Below are 13,823 nucleotides of genomic sequence, written 5' to 3' on the forward strand. Positions count from 1 at the left end.
TTTCAAGATCGACTAGCGGTCAGTCCTGCGCCACCTTCGCGGCGCCGGTCTCCCGCTTCTCGCGCTGCTCCTTACGGAGCACGCCGATGTGCTCACGGGTGTACCCCGAGCGGCGCGCGACCTCGGCCGGCAGGCCGTACGCCGGCCGACTGCCGTCCGCGGGGAACATGTCGAGGATGGCCTCGACGAGCTCGACGCGCGCCTCGTCGGCCTTCTTGGCGAGCTCGTCGTGGCGCTCACGCAGGGCCTCGAGGCGGTTGAGCTTGCGTTCGGTCTCCTTGTCGTACATGGGGGTTGACCGTACAGGCCGTAAGCCTGCCTTGCAACCCCCTTGACAACCGTAAGGGCGCCTCACTAGTGTGGTAGCTACCGAGAGGTCGAGAGACCGGAAGGCGGCGCCGAGCTGCCCTCGTCACGCGCACGCTCGCGCACACGTCCCCAGGCCCACGCTCCCGCCCGCACGCAGGCTCGCCGGCGACGGCGCACGCCCACACCCCATACCCGGAGCGCTACTCCGTTCGGCCCAACTTGGCGAGCCTGGTTGACAACCGTAAGGCTGCCTTGCTACTGTAGTTCTCACAGGGAGCGAGAGACACCAGGAGGACACCATGGCACTGCAGATCAAGAACCTCAAGACCGAGACCCTCGAGCAGGACATCGCCACCTACACCCGCCTCGCGGCCGACTACGGCTTCCAGAGCCCGAGCCTGCGGCAGCACCTGCAGGAGATGAAGACGGAGCTCGCTCGCCGGACTGAGCAGCCGGAGGACCGGGCCTGAGGGCCCGGGCCCCCGGCCCGCCGGCCGGGGGCCCACTGCCCAGGAGTACCAGGCCCTCCTGGTCCCCGGGCTCGCCCGCTGGCGCGCGGCCTGACCGGGCGCCAGCGGGCGGGCCCCTGCGGGCCTGAGCGCGCGCGAGCGGGCGCACCTGCCCGTGCGGGCGCCCGCCTCCGCCTGCGCGTGCTCACGCACCCCTGCGCGCCCCTACGCCCGCGTGCCTCCCCGCGTGCGCCCTCGGCTGCGCGCGTCCCTGGGCCCGCCCTCGCCTGCTCCCGCGAGGGCGGGCCCTTGCCGTTGCCGGGCCACGAGTGCCACCCCGCGAGCGTTGCCAACTCACCTCGCAAGGTGACTTGACAACTGTAAGGGCGTCTCGCTACTGTTGGTCTCGTAAGGCCGGGGACAGCCCCCGCCAGGCCCACAGGAAGGCAGGCAGATGTTCGGCAAGGGCGGCGACGAGCGGACCGAGAAGCGGCGAGCCAAGGAGGAGGCGCACGACCGGACGGTCCGGGCGAACGAGGACGAGGTGATCGCGATGGCCAACGAACCGGACGCGACGGACTACGTCAAGGAGGTGGCGGAGGACATCAAGATGCGCCGGGCGGGCTACAACCCGCACGGCCGCAACAACTAGCGACCCCTCCTGCAGGCCTGCCCTCGCGCGCTCCGCGTGAGGGCAGGCCTGCGTTGCGCGCAGGCGCGTCCGCGCGCACGAGGCAGGCCTGCAGGTGCGCGCCGGCGCCTGGGCGCGGGCGCGAGGTGTCGATCTTGGTCGAACCGTCTCGGGGTCAACATTGTTAGCTGACTTGACAACCGTAAGTCAACCTTGCTACTTTGGTTCTCGTCAGGTCAGCGCAGAGCCGAGAGGACCACGAGATGCGAGTCGACACCGAGGCCATCCTCAAGGCGCACCAGGAGCAGCAGGCCGCCAAGCTCGCCACCTTCCGCGTGAGCCTCAACCTGGTCGACGACCGCGCGCTCGCGCAGCTGGTGGCCGACTACCGCCGGAAGGTCGCCCGCGACCCGCGCAACGCCTGGTACCAGGGCAAGCTCGACGCGTGCCTCGCGGCGCAGCGCGCCCGCGGCCAGGCCTGAGCGTGCACGCGCGCGACCATTGTCGATCTTGGTCGCACCAGACTTGATCTTGAACGGACCAGTCCCGCCGGCCGGCTTCGCCCCAGGAGGGCGAGGCCGGCCTTTTCGTTGGTCGCCAACCGCGCACCCGTGAACCCGTATTGCGAAGTAACTTAACAAGTCCTGTTGACACTTGAGAGGTCGCCTTGCTAGTGTGGTTCACATCAGAGAGAGCACGGAGGCCCCGATGACCACCACCGCCCACACCGCCAAGTGCAAGCGCTGCGGCCGGACCCTCCGCTCCCTCGACAGCATCGCCCGCGGCCGCGGCCGCCACTGCGAGCGCCTGTACCGCCAGGAGCAGGCCGCGAAGCTGATCTTGGCCGCCTACACCGACGTCCAGGTCGAGAAGGTCAAGCAGTTGCTCGCCGACGGCGGCATCGCCCGCGTCGACCGCACGACCTTCCTGGCCGTCGCCTCCAACGGCGTCGACCGCTACGAGGTGTCCACCGCGCACGCGACGTGCACCTGCCCCGCCGGGGCGCACGGGCGCGCCTGCTACCACCTCGCCGCCGCGACCCTCGCCGCCACCGCCTGACCGTCCACACCAGACAGGAGCTCCCGATGAACGCCACCCGCCAGCCGACCACCGAACACCGTCAGCACATGGCCACGGTGCCCACCGCGGACTTGACTCGCTGGCTCGGCGAGGGCATGTACGGACCGGGCCCGCTGCACACGGCGGCGATGGACGAGCTGCACACCCGCGCAGGCCGCGAGAACGTCGCCCGCTCGATGGCCGCCGACGACCTGCGGGACATGCTGCCGGACTTCGCGGAAGTCGCGTCGGTGTGCGGCATCCGGCCGGAGCAGGCCGAGATCAACCGGCAGATCGTCGTCGACGAGCTGCGCCGCCGCGACGCTCGCCACGGCTCGACCGTCCAGAAAGGACGCACCGTGCGCAACCGCAAGTCCGACATGATCGCGCAGTTCCGGATGAGCCCGGCCGCCGAGCTCGTCGCCATCACCGACGAGCTGCGCGCCGAGGCCGCCGTCGAGAGCCCCGCCTTCCGCCACCGCCAGGACCTCGCCCTGCAGCTGCTGCAGGGCGAGCAGGACCACCGCAGCATCACCGACCCGGACGCCGCCCACGCGCACGTGCTGGCTGACCGCGACGGCATGAGCTGCGAGCACGGCTACAACCCGGCCGTGTGCGACGGCCACGGCAACGTGACCCGCCGCGACGGCTACACCTTCACCGGCGGCCGCTGGATCGAGGACGACCAGCCCGGCGACGACTGGTGACCGAGTTCAGCATCGACGTCACCCGCACCTGGTGCGGACGCACCCGGGCCCGCCTCACCGGCCGGGCCTGGGGCGTGACGATCGACGTCGAGGTCACCGGGTGGCGCCGCGCCTCCGTCCTCGCCGAAGCCCAGGCCACGTTCGAGGCGGTCGCTGCCGACCCCACCCACCCGCTCCCCCAGCCGAAATGGAACCGGATGCTCCGCGCGCTGCTGCTCCTGCTCGTCGCCCTGGTCCTGCTCGTCGGTCTCCCCGCGAGCACGCCCGTACGGCACGCGTTCGCCGACAGCGCCCCGCTCGACACGTCGCAGGTGATCGACATGCGCGACCTGTACGGCGAGCTGATCTGCCGGCCGGGCGACGCCGTCCCGGCCGACTGCGAGATCGACTACCACCCGACCACCGTCCACATCAGACAGGGGATCAGATGATGACCTTTCAGCCCGTGACCGAGCCGCGGCTGCGCGCGCTCGCCGCCGAGCTCGGCGTGTCGATCTTGGTCGACCCGACCATGACCCGATTCACCCGCCACGTCATCGGCGCCACCATGATCGACCGGCTCGGCCCGCGCCGCTGGTGCGTCACCCCGTACCCGTGCGCAGGCCGCCCCTTCGCCTACTTCTACCGCTCCCGGCAGGCCGCTCTCGTCGCAGCCGCAGGCCTCGACCCGGTGCACCGGTGGCCGCTGAGCGCGGCCGTGCACGGCATCACCGCCCGCTACCCGCTGGACTACCTGACCAGCGAGCCGGACGAGTTCCTCATCGAGTGCATCCGCGACCACGAGTCCGACCTGACCAACACCCGGCCGATCGACGGGCTCACCTGGGCCCAGGCCGAAGAGCGGTACGTGCAGGAGCTCGCCGACGTCGTCGCCGAGCTCGCCGCGCGCGCGTGGACGGAGGCGGGCCGGTGAGCGCACGCTACGAGTTCGCCGAGGGCGGGACGGTCGAGGTTGGCTTCACGCCGGTGGCGGAGATCGACGAGAACCTGCACGGGCAGGCCATCGTGATCGGCGACCCGCAGGCGACCGCCTTCGTGGTGTGCGGCACGGTCGCCGAGCTGGCGCGGTTCGCGACCGCAGTCACGCGCGCAGTCACCGCGGCCGCGCTGCACGTCGAGGGACGGCGCCGGTGACCGCGCGCGACGCCGCCGACGAGCTGCTCGCCGAGATGCTCGCGGCCTGGCGCCGGGACATCGACGACGAGCCCTTCCCCACCTTCGAGGCGGCCGTGCTGCGCGGCGAGCACAGCACGGCCCACGAGCTCGCTGCCCGCTGACCGCCCGCACAGCAGCGCCCCCGGCCAACCTGGCCGGGGGCGCACTGTCGTTCAGACCGCGGGGAGCTCGATCGCGAGGTGCGGCTCGACCCCGTCGACGATCTTGACCGGGACGTTGAAGATCAGCCTCGCGCCCCGCGCCTCCTCCGTCGGCAGGATCCACACCCACCGCATCGGCGGCCGGTCCTGTCCGAGCTGTCGCATCAGCAGGTACCCCGCCTGGAACCACGGCGACTCGCCGATCTCGGCCGAGTGCCGGAGCGCCTCCTCGTACGCCGCTGCGTCAGCCACCGCCGGCGTCCTCCTCCCCCGCGTCGCGGAACGCCGGGGCGTTCCACCCGCGCGCGATCTCCCCGAGGATATGCGGCAGCTGGTCGTCGCGGATCACCTGTAGCGGTTTGCCGGTGTCGTGGTCCACCCAGTCGCTGTCGAAGATGCCGAGGTGGGTGCGGAGCACGGCCTCGATCAGGCCGAGCCGCTTGGACGGCGGCTCGGCCGGCGCCTCCGGGTCGGTGGCCAGCTCGGTGTCGGGGTCGGTGTCCGGCGCGACCTGCACGGCGAACGGCGGGAAGATCCCGCCGTAGATCGACAGCCACACGTGCCCGCCGCGCGCGAGGTCGGCGAGCTCGCCGGGTTCGAACTCGCAGCGGATGGACCGGACCGGCATGCCGCCGACTTCGGAGCGCCAGAGGACGGCCTCGACCGCGGCGATCTGGCCGGTGGTGTCGTCGGGTGGCGGGCCGATGGTGACGCGCTGCCCGTTCGGCCAGAGGGCCGCGGCGTGGTCGGGGATCTTGGTCGGTTTCATCGCGGGCCCTCCCTGTAGTTGATCGAGAACCCGGGGATGCCGAGCCCGAAGTCGGGGTCGGATGATGCCGGGCGGATGGGGGCGCGCAGCTCGGTCTCGTCGATGCTGACTGCGGGCCGGGACCGGAGGATGCCGGCGGGCAGGCCCATGAACCGGAACGGTTCGTCGCACTGCGCGCACTTGATCTTGATGTCGGCGGAGAACGCGATCACCGGGCCGTCGTCGGTTTCGGTCAGCCGGCCGACCTGCACGTCGCCGATGAAGACGGTGTGCGGGCAGGGCTTGTCCGGGTCGGCGGGCGCGGGCCGCGCCCCGTCGTCGAGCTGGTCCAGGCGCACGGTGCGGACGGACCCGGTGCCGTGCTCCATCACGTTGATCTCGCCGGGCGGGAGGTCGCGCGGCGTGCGCATGACGGTGAACGGCTTGCCGGTGATCGTCACCGTCTGGCCGACGTAGAAGTCCTCCCGCGTCATGCCGTCACCGCCGAGGGCAGGTCGAGCACGGTGCTCAGGCGCGCCAGGCGCTCGGGCCACCAGCAGCCCGGCATCGGCGCCCGCTCGGCGAGCTGCCGCTGCGGGCTACCCTCGGGCGCCTGCTGCGCGAGCGCGAGCAACTTGATCCAGATCGCGTCCACCCACACCGTGTGGTGCGGGTGGTAGCCACCGCGGTGCCCACGGCTCCGGTCCGGGCAGCCGAGCTCGACGAGCGGGTAGGAGTAGCGGCCGATCAGCAGGTCGCAGGCCTCGTGACCGGCGACGCCGCCGAGCACCGCGGCCTCGGCCCGTTCGCGGCCGCCCGAGCCGGAGCTGAACTCGAGGTCGAGCTCGATCGCCGGGTCGTGCGAGAGGCACAGCAGCCGGTACGTGCTGCTCACGTCGCGTCCCCCGATGCCGCCTCGAGGGTGGCGCCGTGCGCGAGCACGACGACGCGGTGCTCCGGGAACAGCTGCGGCAGCAGCTCGAGCACCTCGGCGTGCTGCTCGTCGCCGTGCTCCGGGCCGAGCGTGACCTTGACGACGTCGTCCGGCTGCAGCTGCAGCCGCTCGGCCTGGCCGAGCAGCACGCCGGCGCAGGCGGCCTCGGCGATCAGCTCGGCGGAGACGTTGACGTACGCGGTGACGTTCGCTGGCGGCTCGGGCGTGGTCTCGTGGATCTTGGCGACCATCGCCTCGAGCGCAGCGGCGAACGTCGCCGGGGCGACGTCGTCGGGCAGCTCGTAGTCGATGACGAGCGCGAACCGTTTCGTCACGCCGGCACCTCCATTGCAAGCATCAGGTCGAGCAGCACTGCGCCGATCGACTCGCCGGTGCGGCCTTCCTCGGGGACAAGCCACGTCTCGGTGTAGTCGCACATCGTGTAGTCGCCGCCCTTCCAGCCCTGGAAGGTGCGGCCGAGCGCGGTCTGCGCCGCGGCCAGCATGTCGCCGACGGCCACGTTCTCGGCGCGCGCGAAAGCCAGCTGCTCGTAGTAGCCGCGGTACGAATGCGGGCTCGTGAACCCGACCCGGACGTGCTTGGTCGGGTTGGCCTGGTGCTCACGGTCGAGCCGGGCGATGAGCTCTCCGAGGCTCAGGTGCGACGGCTCCTCGGAGATCTTCGCGCCCGGTGCGGTCCACCCGAGGGCGAGCAGCGCGATGCGAGTGCGGTCGTCGACCTGCACGTCGGTGTCGACGTCGAGCGCCTCGACGAGGCCCATGTCGACCACCGCCGTCGTCCCGCGTCCCGGGCCCTGCGCGGTGATGGTGACGGCGGAGACGGCGTTCGCAATGTCGGTCCCGTTGACGACGATGCTGCCGCCGCCGTGCTCGTTGAGGGTGATCTTGGAGCGGGTCACAGGTCGGTCCCCTCGGGCAGCGGCCAAGGCGCGACCTGGTCCACGGTCACGGTCTCCAGCTGGCCGGCGCCGTCGGCGAACACGACGTTGCCGTTCTCGTCCCGCTGCAGCCGGGTGAGGGTGACCTTGCCGTCGTCGACGGTGATGTCGCTCAGGATCGGGACGTCGCCCGGCTCGACGCCGTGTGCAGCGATCCAGTCCTGAACCTCTTGGTGGTAGCGGGTAACCGCGTACGTTGTCACGTTTCTGTCCTATTCGGAATGGAAGTGTCCAGGTTCTGTCCGGCCCCGGCCGGCGACTGCCGGAGCACGGTGAGCTCGCCGGCCTCGACAACGGCGACCCGGTGCCCGGGGAAGGCCTCCCGCATCCGGGCGTGCAGCGCGTCGAGCTCGGCCGCCGAGTGCGTGCGGCCGTGCACGGTGAGCGCGACGACGTCGTCGCGCCCGACCCGCAGCGCCCGGGTGGGGCCGGGCAGCGACGCGGCCGGGTAGAGCTCCCCGACCGCGGCGACGATCGCGCACGCGAGCCCGGCCTGCCCCGGCACGTACGCGCCGTGCGCGCGCAGCTGCCGGTGCACCACGGCCCGGATCTGCTCCGGGCTCGGGGCGGTCATGTCGTCGCCTCGCCGGTGCTCGGGGCGAACCGGCCGCGGCGCGCGGCCCGGTCGCTCGCGCAGCTGGTGCACGCGTACAGGCCGTCGCCGTCGTAGGACCGGCCGCCCGAGCAGTCGCCGCCGCAGTACCGGCAGCGCGGGCCCGGGCCTTCGGGCGGGGTCCAGCCCATCGCGATCAGCGCCTCCCGGGCGCGGTCGTCGAGGTCGAGCCGGAGCTTGACGGTGATCTCACTCGGGTTGGCCATCGGCCGGCACCTCCTCGACGAACGTCGGGGCCTCGATGAGGGCGGGCACGGCCTCGGCGCTGAACCGGCAGATCAGGACGTCCGTCAGCCGCAGCGGGTCGGCGCGCGTCCACAGGACGTCGGTCCGCTGCGCGGGGATCGGGTTCGCGTCGTTGAAGACCCCGCGGTCGACGCGCTCGGCGGCGCGCCGATACCACCGCGGCGGGTTGATCTTGAGGACGGCGAGGCGCTGTTCGACGGCCGCCTCGAGGAAGTCTTCGCGGATCTTCTTCTCGATGAGGTCGATCATGAACTCGGTGCCCTCATGGGCGTCGATCCAGATCGTGCGCTCAGCGATCGTCCGCGTCGGCCACATCCGCTCGAGGTGGGCGAGCAGCTCGGCCGGCAGTGCCGCGGGCGCCTTGATCTTGGCCGCCATCACTTGCCGCCCGTCAGCTCGTCGATGCCGGTCGAGACCAGCCGGGCTCGGCCGTCCTCGGTCCGCTCGTACGTCGGGTTGACCTCCCACGGCGTGCAGTGCGGCGGGACTTCCGGGATGTCCGGCGACGAGAGCACCACGGCGAGTGAGAGGCCGTGGTGGCCCGGCGCGACGTGCAGCACCTCGACGTCGTCGGGCAGGCCGAGCAGGTCATGCACGATCGGCATGGCCACGTGCATCACCGCGCGCCGCGGGTACTTGTAGGTCACGGGCGCGACGTCGTCGGGCGCCTTGGTGGCCGACTCTTCGGTCATGATCTTGGTACCTCCTGAATCGGGGAACTTCTCCGTCTCGGCCCGCGCAGGCCCGAACAGCACAGCCGGCTGCCCGGTGCCCTTGCACGGGTACGTGCTTCGCCAGTACGTCCGGTAGATCCGCTTGTGCGTCCCCATCACCGCGCCGGCCCGCAGCCGCCGGAGCTCGCCGCACACCGGGCAGATCCCTTGCGGCCGCGGGCCGACGCGGTGGTCAGCCACGGTGCAGCGCCATCCCGGCGATGCCCTCGACCGGCGGCGGCGTCCAGCCCGAGGTGAGCAGGCCGCGCGCGATGGCCAGCGGCGTGTAGCCGGCGAGCGTCATCGAGCCGATAACCAGCGCGAGCTCGTCCTCGACCGTCGTGTTGAACGCGGTGGTGACGAGGAACGCGACCTCGGCAGGCTCGTCGGCCGGGTGGTCGTCGGCGTAGTCGAGCCACCCGTCGAGGTGGGGCGTGCAGATGAACCACACCGTGCCGTCGCGGTTGGTGGCGCGGGCGATGGCCGGGTTGGCGAGCTCGGCGCCGACGAGCTGCTGGCAGCGGGTGCACTTCACGTGAGGGCCTTCGGGTCGATGCCGTTGATCTTGTAGTTCACGGTGAAGTTCGACGTGGTGTCGACCCGCACCGGCGAGTCCGACCCGACGATCTTCGCCTTGCGCTCCAACAGGTTCCGGATGGTGTTGATCGCCTGCAGCTTCGGCGCGTCGTCGTGCACAGGCGCGCCCTGACCCTCGGCGATCTCGGCCTCGCCGTCATCGTTGACGAACGGCTTGCCGATCCGCACGACCCGGCCCTGCGATACCGCGATGTGGTCCCGGCGCATCACGGCGAGCGCGGTCCGCAGCGCCTCGTCGATCAGCTCGAGGTCTTCGGCGCGGTGCTCCTGCACCTCGAGCGCGGGGATGTCCCGGAGCGCCTTCTTGTACAGCTCGTGCATGTACTGGCGGGTGAACGGCTTCTCGCGCCCGGGCGGGGTGAGGCGCCGGCCGATCTCCTCGAAGGGGACGCGGTCGCGGCGCCACGCGACGATCTGCCGCATGTTCTCGGCAGTGAGCTCTTTCTGCTCGGGCGTGGTGGTGTCGGTCATGGCACGTCACTCCTTGGCGCGCTTGAGGTCGACGAAGTTGCAGTCGTAGCCGTGCGTCCCGGACCACTGGTAGGCGCGCTTGCAGGTGATCGACAGCGTGTCGCCCGGCTTCACGCCGGCCGCGCGGGTGTCGAGCACGCCGTACTGCTGCGGGTTGCCGCGGAAGGTGACGACGAACTTGTCCTCGGTGGCGCCCTGGTCGCCGGTGGCGACGCGTCGGGAGTCGACGGTGTCGACGACGCCCGACACCGGGTTCCAGTGGTGGTACTCGGATTTCCACGGGTACATGCCCCACCAGAACGCGCCCGCGACGACGGCACCGGCGATGAGGACGACGAGGGGGTAGCCGACGCGTTCGCGGCGGTTCTCGGCGATGAAGAACGAGAGGGGCAGGGCGAGGAGGAAGACGAGGGCGCAGGCGACCATGCCGAAGATGGCCCCGAGAGTTCCGCCGCTCAGCTCGGATTGCATTGGTCTATACCTCTTTCGGTTTTGGTTGGTAGCGATGGCAGGCCGGCCACCAGGCCCGGCAGTCCGTCCCCGGCCCGCCACTGGCGAAACGCCAGTCGCCGCCGTAGTTGCACTTCGGGTACCGCCCGGCCACCTCACGCACCGGCACCACGCGGTGCACGCAGCTGCCGCACCGCGGGCCGGGCGCTTTGCGGTCGTCGCCGCGCGGCGCGTCCGGGTGCAGCGGGATGTGCGTGCGCAGCGCCACGCCGAGCGGGTGATAGCCCGCTCGGATCGCCTCCGCCTGCCGCTGCGTGCGCCGGACGTCCCGGCTCACCTTCGCCGGTGCCGGTGCCGGGTCGGGTGCATCGGGCAGGTCGAACAGGGCGCCGGTCATAGCCGCCGCCCCGCGGGCCGGACCACGACCTCGACGTCCTCGCCGCGACCGAGCGCGAGCCCCGCCTCGATCACATCGAGAACCTCCTGCGCGCGCCGCGGTTCCTGGGCGGCCAGCAGCTTGAGCAGGCTGAGCACGATCTTGAACTCGCGCTCGGCGAGCGCCGTCCCGATGGACTCGACGATCTGGTCGGACGTGAACTCGCGCTCGGTCGTGGTCATCGCCGAGCCGCCTTGACCGCGGCCCGGATGGCGAGGGTGAGCTCGAACGCGCCGACGGCGAGCGCGGCCGCCAGGACCGCGACGAGCAGCAGCGGCAGCGTGATGACGAGCAGCACGGTGCCCGCCCGTCCGTGGAACAGCCGGACCGCGCGGTCGGCGAGGCGTCGCCACCACGGCCGCCGCGGCTGCAGGTAGATCACCGGCGTACCGAGCAGCCCACCGCCGAGAGGCGCGTTGATCGCCGCGTCCGGCGCGTGCTTGAGCAGCTTGTCGAACTGCGGCCGCAGGTCGTCAGGGACGACGAACGCGCCCGGCGGCCGCGGCATACCGGCATTGAGCGTCTGCGCGTAGAGGTCCGTCAGCCTGTCCACGGGCGACACCGTGGGCGCGGTCTCGACCGGGCCGAGGTTGCCGCCCCCGCCGGGGGTGATCACCGTCGCGAGGCCGGCCTCCTCGTACAGGCAGCGAGGGATCCGGAACGGGACGCTGTCGTCGGCCCGGTCCGTCGGCGGGCGCACCACGCCACCGGCCGCCAGAGTCGGCTCGCCGTCAGGCTCCCCGAGCGTCGTCGCGATCTTGGCCAGCGAGTCGGGCAGCTTCCGGAACGCCGCGCCGTGGGACGGCTTCTCGTCGGCCATCAGATGAACTCCGTCCGCGGCACCTCGGCCCACGCCACCGAGTCCTGCCGGTAGTGATCACGCAATCCGGTCAGCGACCGCCGCAGGTCGGGCACCTTGGCCGCCGGGAGCTCCGCGCACACGCACGCGTTCTGGTACGGCGAGCCCGGCTCCGAGAACCACACGCCGTGCACGTGCGCCGCGTCGACGAGCATCAGCGACCGGAACTGCGCGACGTACCGCGCCCACTCGGCCTGCGTCAGCTTGTCGTCGCTGTTGCCGATCGACACGTACACCGTGATCGTCTCGGGCTTGTCGTTGCTAGACAACGGGATTCCTCCGTAGTTCGTTCTGGATCCGGCCGGTCAGCCAGTCAAGCGGGCGCCACACTCCGCCGTGGTCGCCGAGCTCCTCGAGCCACCGGGCCTGATCGAGCCGCGGCTTCGCCGTCTGCCGCTTGAGCTCCCGCAGCAGCACCCGCCCGCCGCGGGCGAGAACGAGGTCGGGGAAGCCGGTGTCGCCCTTGATCGCGGTGCGCCACTGGTCCTCGCCGTCGTCGCCGCGCACGCGGGCCGGCCTGTGGTGGACGACGAGCCAGCCCTGCAGCTTCGCGGCCTCGATCACGTTGTCCTCGAGCTCGTCCTCGGACATCGCCTTGGCGAGCACCTCGATCGCCCTCACCGCGGGCCCTCGAGTTCGGCGAGCAGCACCTCGAGCGTCCGCTTCTCGTGGGCGTACACGGGCTCGCGCAGCCGTGCCTCAACCAGCCCGCGCACGCGGTCGAGCCGCTGCTCGGCCTCGGCCTGCAGGTGCCTCGCCGACTCGACCACGACCGACCGCGTGGGCGACACGGTGGCGAGCACGTCCTCGTCCTGCCACAGGTCCGACAGGGCAGCCAGCACCGCCGGGGCGGTGAGGTTCCGCTCGCGCAGCACCCGGCACACGGCGATCAGCCCGTCGATCAGCGACACCGTCACGCCGTCCGGGGTGCGGCAGTCGCCGAACGTGTGCTCGGTGCCGTCGCCCTTCCACGGGATCCGCGACTCAGGCATCGGCCACCTCCTCGGCGGTGAACAGGACGGAGGGCTCGGCGGCGTCCGGTGCCGGCCTGTACTCCAGCTCGTCGCGGTCTTCGCTGGTGCAGAACAGCCGCCACCGCGTCGGGCCCAGCTGCGGGCGCGCGGTCAGGCCGGAGCCGAAGTAGTGCCGGACAGCGGCGTCGGCGAGGGCCTGCGCACGCTCGACGTCGTCGGTGCCCCAGACGAGGACGCCGCGGCCGCCGTCGAGGAGGGCGCTGTTGTCCCAGTCGGACGCGGTGAGGCGGCCGTCGACGTAGGCGGTGCCCGAGTGGGTCTTGCGCAAGGACAGCGGGGTATCAGCCACCGGGGTTCACCTCCCGCGGGTTGGCGGCGTACCAGTCGACGGCGTCGCGGACGGCGGCGAAGTGCGCGTCGGGGTTGCGCCGGTAGTTGTCGGTGACGGCGCAGCGGAGGTCCCACGGGAGCCGGGCCCAGTCGGCCGGGCAGGCGAGCTTGCTGCGGGGGATCTGCGCGCCGCACTTGCCGGGGCAGGCGTGGGTTCGGTCAGCCACCGGACACCTCCGGGGCACGCTCGACGAACCGGCCGGGGCAGCTCTTGCCGTCGGACATCCGCGAGTGCGGGAGCACCCCGGCGGGGATGGGCTCGGTGCCGGCGTAGACCATGCCGCAGTCCTGCGTGCACGGGATGAGGGTCGGCAGCGCCCGATCGTCCACAATAGACTTCGAATCGCTGCGGATCCCTTGTGCTGCGGGTCCGGATGAGCCTGCCCGGAGCCCGCGCTCGACCGCGTACAGCCGGGCCGCCACCACATACCAGGCGTCCCGCCAGTAGCGCACGTGGTCGTGCCACATCCGGGTCTCGCGGCCTTTCTCCTCGAGCTGCGCGTCGAGGCTGGTGCACTGCCGGTGCCAGTTGTCGGCGTCGACGCGCGCCGCCCGTGCCCAGTGCGGCAGCAGGCGCGGGTCGTCGAGGACGGCGAGCACGACCTTGTGCCACAGATCCCGCTCGATCCCCTCGGCCGGGAGGTCGCCCTCGAACATCGCGTTGTGCCCGCGCTCCGCCGCGGCGTCGAGCAGCTCGAACGTGCTCAACGTCGTCTCGTCCGGCGCAGTCCATCCGCCGAGCGCGAGCCCGGCCGCGGCGAGGCACGCGTCGCGCAGGTTCCAGGCCCTCACCGTCACGGTGAACGGCAGCCCGGCCGGCTGGTCCGCATCGACGTACGGGCCGTCGCCGACCCGGTAGGCGCCCTGAATGTCGACGCTGAAATGGAACTGGTGGCCGTCGGCCGGGTTCGTGGTCAGGTCTTCGGTCATAGCTTCCCCTTGCAAACGGACACGATCACGACG

33 protein-coding genes are annotated in these 13,823 nt (G+C 71.7%); 9 read left to right on the plus strand and 24 right to left on the minus strand.

Translation table 11 applies throughout. The features are described 5' to 3' along the window. Positions 1-19: 19 nt before the first annotated feature. Positions 20-289, minus strand: a complete 270-nt coding sequence (locus ACYVLJ_RS31300) for a hypothetical protein (protein WP_460441382.1) — start codon at positions 287-289, stop codon at positions 20-22. 319 nt (positions 290-608) lie between these two features. Here ACYVLJ_RS31300 and ACYVLJ_RS31305 point away from each other — a divergent pair, with 319 nt between their 5' ends. From ACYVLJ_RS31305 to ACYVLJ_RS31345, 9 genes are all read left to right on the plus strand, one after another. Beyond that, positions 609-779, plus strand: coding sequence for a hypothetical protein (locus ACYVLJ_RS31305; protein WP_460441383.1), 171 nt, complete (start codon positions 609-611; stop codon positions 777-779). A gap of 433 nt (positions 780-1,212) precedes the next feature. Then, the gene (locus ACYVLJ_RS31310) at positions 1,213-1,410 is read left to right on the plus strand and encodes a hypothetical protein (RefSeq protein WP_460441384.1); all 198 of its coding nucleotides are present in this window, start codon (positions 1,213-1,215) and stop codon (positions 1,408-1,410) included. Positions 1,411-1,652: 242 nt separating this feature from the next. Further along, a complete protein-coding gene (locus ACYVLJ_RS31315) occupies positions 1,653-1,871 on the plus strand; it encodes a hypothetical protein (protein WP_460441385.1) in 219 nt (72 codons plus the stop codon). Between the two features lie 226 nt (positions 1,872-2,097). Further along, positions 2,098-2,448, plus strand: a complete 351-nt coding sequence (locus tag ACYVLJ_RS31320) for a DUF6011 domain-containing protein (protein WP_460441386.1) — start codon at positions 2,098-2,100, stop codon at positions 2,446-2,448. A 26-nt stretch (positions 2,449-2,474) separates the two neighbouring features. Beyond that, a complete protein-coding gene (locus ACYVLJ_RS31325; protein WP_460441387.1) occupies positions 2,475-3,155 on the plus strand; it encodes a hypothetical protein in 681 nt (226 codons plus the stop codon). Then, a complete protein-coding gene (locus tag ACYVLJ_RS31330; RefSeq protein WP_460441388.1) occupies positions 3,152-3,586 on the plus strand; it encodes a hypothetical protein in 435 nt (144 codons plus the stop codon). The genes ACYVLJ_RS31325 and ACYVLJ_RS31330 overlap by 4 nt, the downstream gene beginning before the upstream one ends. A 14-nt stretch (positions 3,587-3,600) precedes the next feature. After that, positions 3,601-4,068 (plus strand): hypothetical protein, encoded by a 468-nt coding sequence (locus ACYVLJ_RS31335; RefSeq protein WP_460441389.1) that lies wholly within the window; start codon positions 3,601-3,603, stop codon positions 4,066-4,068. After that, the gene (locus ACYVLJ_RS31340; RefSeq protein WP_460441390.1) at positions 4,065-4,289 is read left to right on the plus strand and encodes a hypothetical protein; all 225 of its coding nucleotides are present in this window, start codon (positions 4,065-4,067) and stop codon (positions 4,287-4,289) included. Before ACYVLJ_RS31335 ends, ACYVLJ_RS31340 begins: the two co-directional genes overlap by 4 nt. Continuing rightward, positions 4,286-4,432, plus strand: coding sequence for a hypothetical protein (locus ACYVLJ_RS31345; protein ID WP_460441391.1), 147 nt, complete (start codon positions 4,286-4,288; stop codon positions 4,430-4,432). Before ACYVLJ_RS31340 ends, ACYVLJ_RS31345 begins: the two co-directional genes overlap by 4 nt. A 51-nt stretch (positions 4,433-4,483) precedes the next feature. Here the strand turns inward: ACYVLJ_RS31345 and ACYVLJ_RS31350 are convergent, their stop codons facing one another. The 23 genes from ACYVLJ_RS31350 to ACYVLJ_RS31460 are packed head-to-tail and all read right to left on the minus strand — an operon-like array spanning position 4,484 to position 13,790. After that, the gene (locus ACYVLJ_RS31350; RefSeq protein WP_460441392.1) at positions 4,484-4,723 is read right to left on the minus strand and encodes a hypothetical protein; all 240 of its coding nucleotides are present in this window, start codon (positions 4,721-4,723) and stop codon (positions 4,484-4,486) included. Then, entirely contained in the window at positions 4,716-5,240 is a 525-nt protein-coding gene (locus ACYVLJ_RS31355) for a hypothetical protein (protein ID WP_460441393.1), read from the minus strand. The genes ACYVLJ_RS31350 and ACYVLJ_RS31355 overlap by 8 nt, the downstream gene beginning before the upstream one ends. Further along, on the minus strand, positions 5,237-5,713 hold the full coding sequence (locus ACYVLJ_RS31360) for a hypothetical protein (protein WP_460441394.1): 477 nt from the start codon (positions 5,711-5,713) through the stop codon (positions 5,237-5,239). Before ACYVLJ_RS31360 ends, ACYVLJ_RS31355 begins: the two co-directional genes overlap by 4 nt. Then, positions 5,710-6,114, minus strand: a complete 405-nt coding sequence (locus tag ACYVLJ_RS31365) for a hypothetical protein (RefSeq protein ID WP_460441395.1) — start codon at positions 6,112-6,114, stop codon at positions 5,710-5,712. The genes ACYVLJ_RS31360 and ACYVLJ_RS31365 overlap by 4 nt, the downstream gene beginning before the upstream one ends. Beyond that, complete coding sequence (locus tag ACYVLJ_RS31370; protein ID WP_460441396.1) at positions 6,111-6,488, minus strand: hypothetical protein; 378 nt, start codon at positions 6,486-6,488, stop codon at positions 6,111-6,113. The genes ACYVLJ_RS31365 and ACYVLJ_RS31370 overlap by 4 nt, the downstream gene beginning before the upstream one ends. After that, positions 6,485-7,072 (minus strand): hypothetical protein, encoded by a 588-nt coding sequence (locus ACYVLJ_RS31375; RefSeq protein ID WP_460441397.1) that lies wholly within the window; start codon positions 7,070-7,072, stop codon positions 6,485-6,487. The genes ACYVLJ_RS31370 and ACYVLJ_RS31375 overlap by 4 nt, the downstream gene beginning before the upstream one ends. Further along, positions 7,069-7,314, minus strand: coding sequence for a hypothetical protein (locus ACYVLJ_RS31380; RefSeq protein WP_460441398.1), 246 nt, complete (start codon positions 7,312-7,314; stop codon positions 7,069-7,071). The genes ACYVLJ_RS31375 and ACYVLJ_RS31380 overlap by 4 nt, the downstream gene beginning before the upstream one ends. Beyond that, on the minus strand, positions 7,311-7,685 hold the full coding sequence (locus ACYVLJ_RS31385; protein ID WP_460441399.1) for a hypothetical protein: 375 nt from the start codon (positions 7,683-7,685) through the stop codon (positions 7,311-7,313). Before ACYVLJ_RS31385 ends, ACYVLJ_RS31380 begins: the two co-directional genes overlap by 4 nt. Next, positions 7,682-7,930, minus strand: a complete 249-nt coding sequence (locus ACYVLJ_RS31390) for a hypothetical protein (protein WP_460441400.1) — start codon at positions 7,928-7,930, stop codon at positions 7,682-7,684. The genes ACYVLJ_RS31385 and ACYVLJ_RS31390 overlap by 4 nt, the downstream gene beginning before the upstream one ends. Then, the gene (locus ACYVLJ_RS31395) at positions 7,914-8,348 is read right to left on the minus strand and encodes a hypothetical protein (protein ID WP_460441401.1); all 435 of its coding nucleotides are present in this window, start codon (positions 8,346-8,348) and stop codon (positions 7,914-7,916) included. The genes ACYVLJ_RS31390 and ACYVLJ_RS31395 overlap by 17 nt, the downstream gene beginning before the upstream one ends. Beyond that, positions 8,348-8,884, minus strand: a complete 537-nt coding sequence (locus ACYVLJ_RS31400) for a hypothetical protein (protein WP_460441402.1) — start codon at positions 8,882-8,884, stop codon at positions 8,348-8,350. The genes ACYVLJ_RS31395 and ACYVLJ_RS31400 overlap by 1 nt, the downstream gene beginning before the upstream one ends. Beyond that, positions 8,877-9,218 carry a hypothetical protein gene (locus ACYVLJ_RS31405; protein ID WP_460441403.1) on the minus strand — a complete coding sequence of 114 codons (342 nt, stop codon included), beginning with the start codon at positions 9,216-9,218 and terminating at the stop codon, positions 8,877-8,879. The genes ACYVLJ_RS31400 and ACYVLJ_RS31405 overlap by 8 nt, the downstream gene beginning before the upstream one ends. Continuing rightward, positions 9,215-9,751, minus strand: coding sequence for a hypothetical protein (locus ACYVLJ_RS31410; RefSeq protein WP_460441404.1), 537 nt, complete (start codon positions 9,749-9,751; stop codon positions 9,215-9,217). The genes ACYVLJ_RS31405 and ACYVLJ_RS31410 overlap by 4 nt, the downstream gene beginning before the upstream one ends. Before the next feature lie 6 nt (positions 9,752-9,757). Continuing rightward, positions 9,758-10,222, minus strand: coding sequence for a hypothetical protein (locus tag ACYVLJ_RS31415; protein ID WP_460441405.1), 465 nt, complete (start codon positions 10,220-10,222; stop codon positions 9,758-9,760). A gap of 4 nt (positions 10,223-10,226) precedes the next feature. Next, a complete protein-coding gene (locus ACYVLJ_RS31420; protein ID WP_460441406.1) occupies positions 10,227-10,598 on the minus strand; it encodes a hypothetical protein in 372 nt (123 codons plus the stop codon). After that, a complete protein-coding gene (locus ACYVLJ_RS31425; RefSeq protein ID WP_460441407.1) occupies positions 10,595-10,819 on the minus strand; it encodes a hypothetical protein in 225 nt (74 codons plus the stop codon). Before ACYVLJ_RS31425 ends, ACYVLJ_RS31420 begins: the two co-directional genes overlap by 4 nt. Continuing rightward, positions 10,816-11,457: a hypothetical protein gene (locus ACYVLJ_RS31430; protein WP_460441408.1), complete on the minus strand. Its 642-nt coding sequence runs from the start codon at positions 11,455-11,457 to the stop codon at positions 10,816-10,818. Before ACYVLJ_RS31430 ends, ACYVLJ_RS31425 begins: the two co-directional genes overlap by 4 nt. Beyond that, complete coding sequence (locus ACYVLJ_RS31435) at positions 11,457-11,765, minus strand: hypothetical protein (protein ID WP_460441409.1); 309 nt, start codon at positions 11,763-11,765, stop codon at positions 11,457-11,459. The genes ACYVLJ_RS31430 and ACYVLJ_RS31435 overlap by 1 nt, the downstream gene beginning before the upstream one ends. Further along, a complete protein-coding gene (locus tag ACYVLJ_RS31440; protein WP_460441410.1) occupies positions 11,758-12,117 on the minus strand; it encodes a hypothetical protein in 360 nt (119 codons plus the stop codon). Before ACYVLJ_RS31440 ends, ACYVLJ_RS31435 begins: the two co-directional genes overlap by 8 nt. Beyond that, positions 12,114-12,488 (minus strand): hypothetical protein, encoded by a 375-nt coding sequence (locus ACYVLJ_RS31445; protein ID WP_460441411.1) that lies wholly within the window; start codon positions 12,486-12,488, stop codon positions 12,114-12,116. Before ACYVLJ_RS31445 ends, ACYVLJ_RS31440 begins: the two co-directional genes overlap by 4 nt. Next, entirely contained in the window at positions 12,481-12,819 is a 339-nt protein-coding gene (locus ACYVLJ_RS31450) for a hypothetical protein (RefSeq protein ID WP_460441412.1), read from the minus strand. The genes ACYVLJ_RS31445 and ACYVLJ_RS31450 overlap by 8 nt, the downstream gene beginning before the upstream one ends. Then, the gene (locus tag ACYVLJ_RS31455; protein ID WP_460441413.1) at positions 12,812-13,027 is read right to left on the minus strand and encodes a hypothetical protein; all 216 of its coding nucleotides are present in this window, start codon (positions 13,025-13,027) and stop codon (positions 12,812-12,814) included. The genes ACYVLJ_RS31450 and ACYVLJ_RS31455 overlap by 8 nt, the downstream gene beginning before the upstream one ends. Then, positions 13,020-13,790 (minus strand): hypothetical protein, encoded by a 771-nt coding sequence (locus ACYVLJ_RS31460; protein ID WP_460441414.1) that lies wholly within the window; start codon positions 13,788-13,790, stop codon positions 13,020-13,022. The genes ACYVLJ_RS31455 and ACYVLJ_RS31460 overlap by 8 nt, the downstream gene beginning before the upstream one ends. Between the last annotated feature and the right edge of the window lie 33 nt (positions 13,791-13,823).

The organism is Amycolatopsis stemonae, assembly GCF_054781455.1.

Bases quoted from the DNA above. Each gene is read 5' to 3' on its own strand.
- ACYVLJ_RS31300 (WP_460441382.1), bottom strand. From the start codon at position 289: ATGTACGACAAGGAGACCGAACGCAAGCTCAACCGCCTCGAGGCCCTG.
- ACYVLJ_RS31305 (WP_460441383.1), top strand. From the start codon at position 609: ATGGCACTGCAGATCAAGAACCTCAAGACCGAGACCCTCGAGCAGGAC.
- ACYVLJ_RS31310 (WP_460441384.1), top strand. From the start codon at position 1,213: ATGTTCGGCAAGGGCGGCGACGAGCGGACCGAGAAGCGGCGAGCCAAG.
- ACYVLJ_RS31315 (WP_460441385.1), top strand. From the start codon at position 1,653: ATGCGAGTCGACACCGAGGCCATCCTCAAGGCGCACCAGGAGCAGCAG.
- ACYVLJ_RS31320 (WP_460441386.1), top strand. From the start codon at position 2,098: ATGACCACCACCGCCCACACCGCCAAGTGCAAGCGCTGCGGCCGGACC.
- ACYVLJ_RS31325 (WP_460441387.1), top strand. From the start codon at position 2,475: ATGAACGCCACCCGCCAGCCGACCACCGAACACCGTCAGCACATGGCC.
- ACYVLJ_RS31355 (WP_460441393.1), bottom strand. From the start codon at position 5,240: ATGAAACCGACCAAGATCCCCGACCACGCCGCGGCCCTCTGGCCGAAC.
- ACYVLJ_RS31360 (WP_460441394.1), bottom strand. From the start codon at position 5,713: ATGACGCGGGAGGACTTCTACGTCGGCCAGACGGTGACGATCACCGGC.
- ACYVLJ_RS31385 (WP_460441399.1), bottom strand. From the start codon at position 7,685: ATGACCGCCCCGAGCCCGGAGCAGATCCGGGCCGTGGTGCACCGGCAG.
- ACYVLJ_RS31390 (WP_460441400.1), bottom strand. From the start codon at position 7,930: ATGGCCAACCCGAGTGAGATCACCGTCAAGCTCCGGCTCGACCTCGAC.
- ACYVLJ_RS31395 (WP_460441401.1), bottom strand. From the start codon at position 8,348: ATGGCGGCCAAGATCAAGGCGCCCGCGGCACTGCCGGCCGAGCTGCTC.
- ACYVLJ_RS31410 (WP_460441404.1), bottom strand. From the start codon at position 9,751: ATGACCGACACCACCACGCCCGAGCAGAAAGAGCTCACTGCCGAGAAC.
- ACYVLJ_RS31415 (WP_460441405.1), bottom strand. From the start codon at position 10,222: ATGCAATCCGAGCTGAGCGGCGGAACTCTCGGGGCCATCTTCGGCATG.
- ACYVLJ_RS31420 (WP_460441406.1), bottom strand. From the start codon at position 10,598: ATGACCGGCGCCCTGTTCGACCTGCCCGATGCACCCGACCCGGCACCG.
- ACYVLJ_RS31425 (WP_460441407.1), bottom strand. From the start codon at position 10,819: ATGACCACGACCGAGCGCGAGTTCACGTCCGACCAGATCGTCGAGTCC.
- ACYVLJ_RS31430 (WP_460441408.1), bottom strand. From the start codon at position 11,457: ATGGCCGACGAGAAGCCGTCCCACGGCGCGGCGTTCCGGAAGCTGCCC.
- ACYVLJ_RS31445 (WP_460441411.1), bottom strand. From the start codon at position 12,488: ATGCCTGAGTCGCGGATCCCGTGGAAGGGCGACGGCACCGAGCACACG.
- ACYVLJ_RS31460 (WP_460441414.1), bottom strand. From the start codon at position 13,790: ATGACCGAAGACCTGACCACGAACCCGGCCGACGGCCACCAGTTCCAT.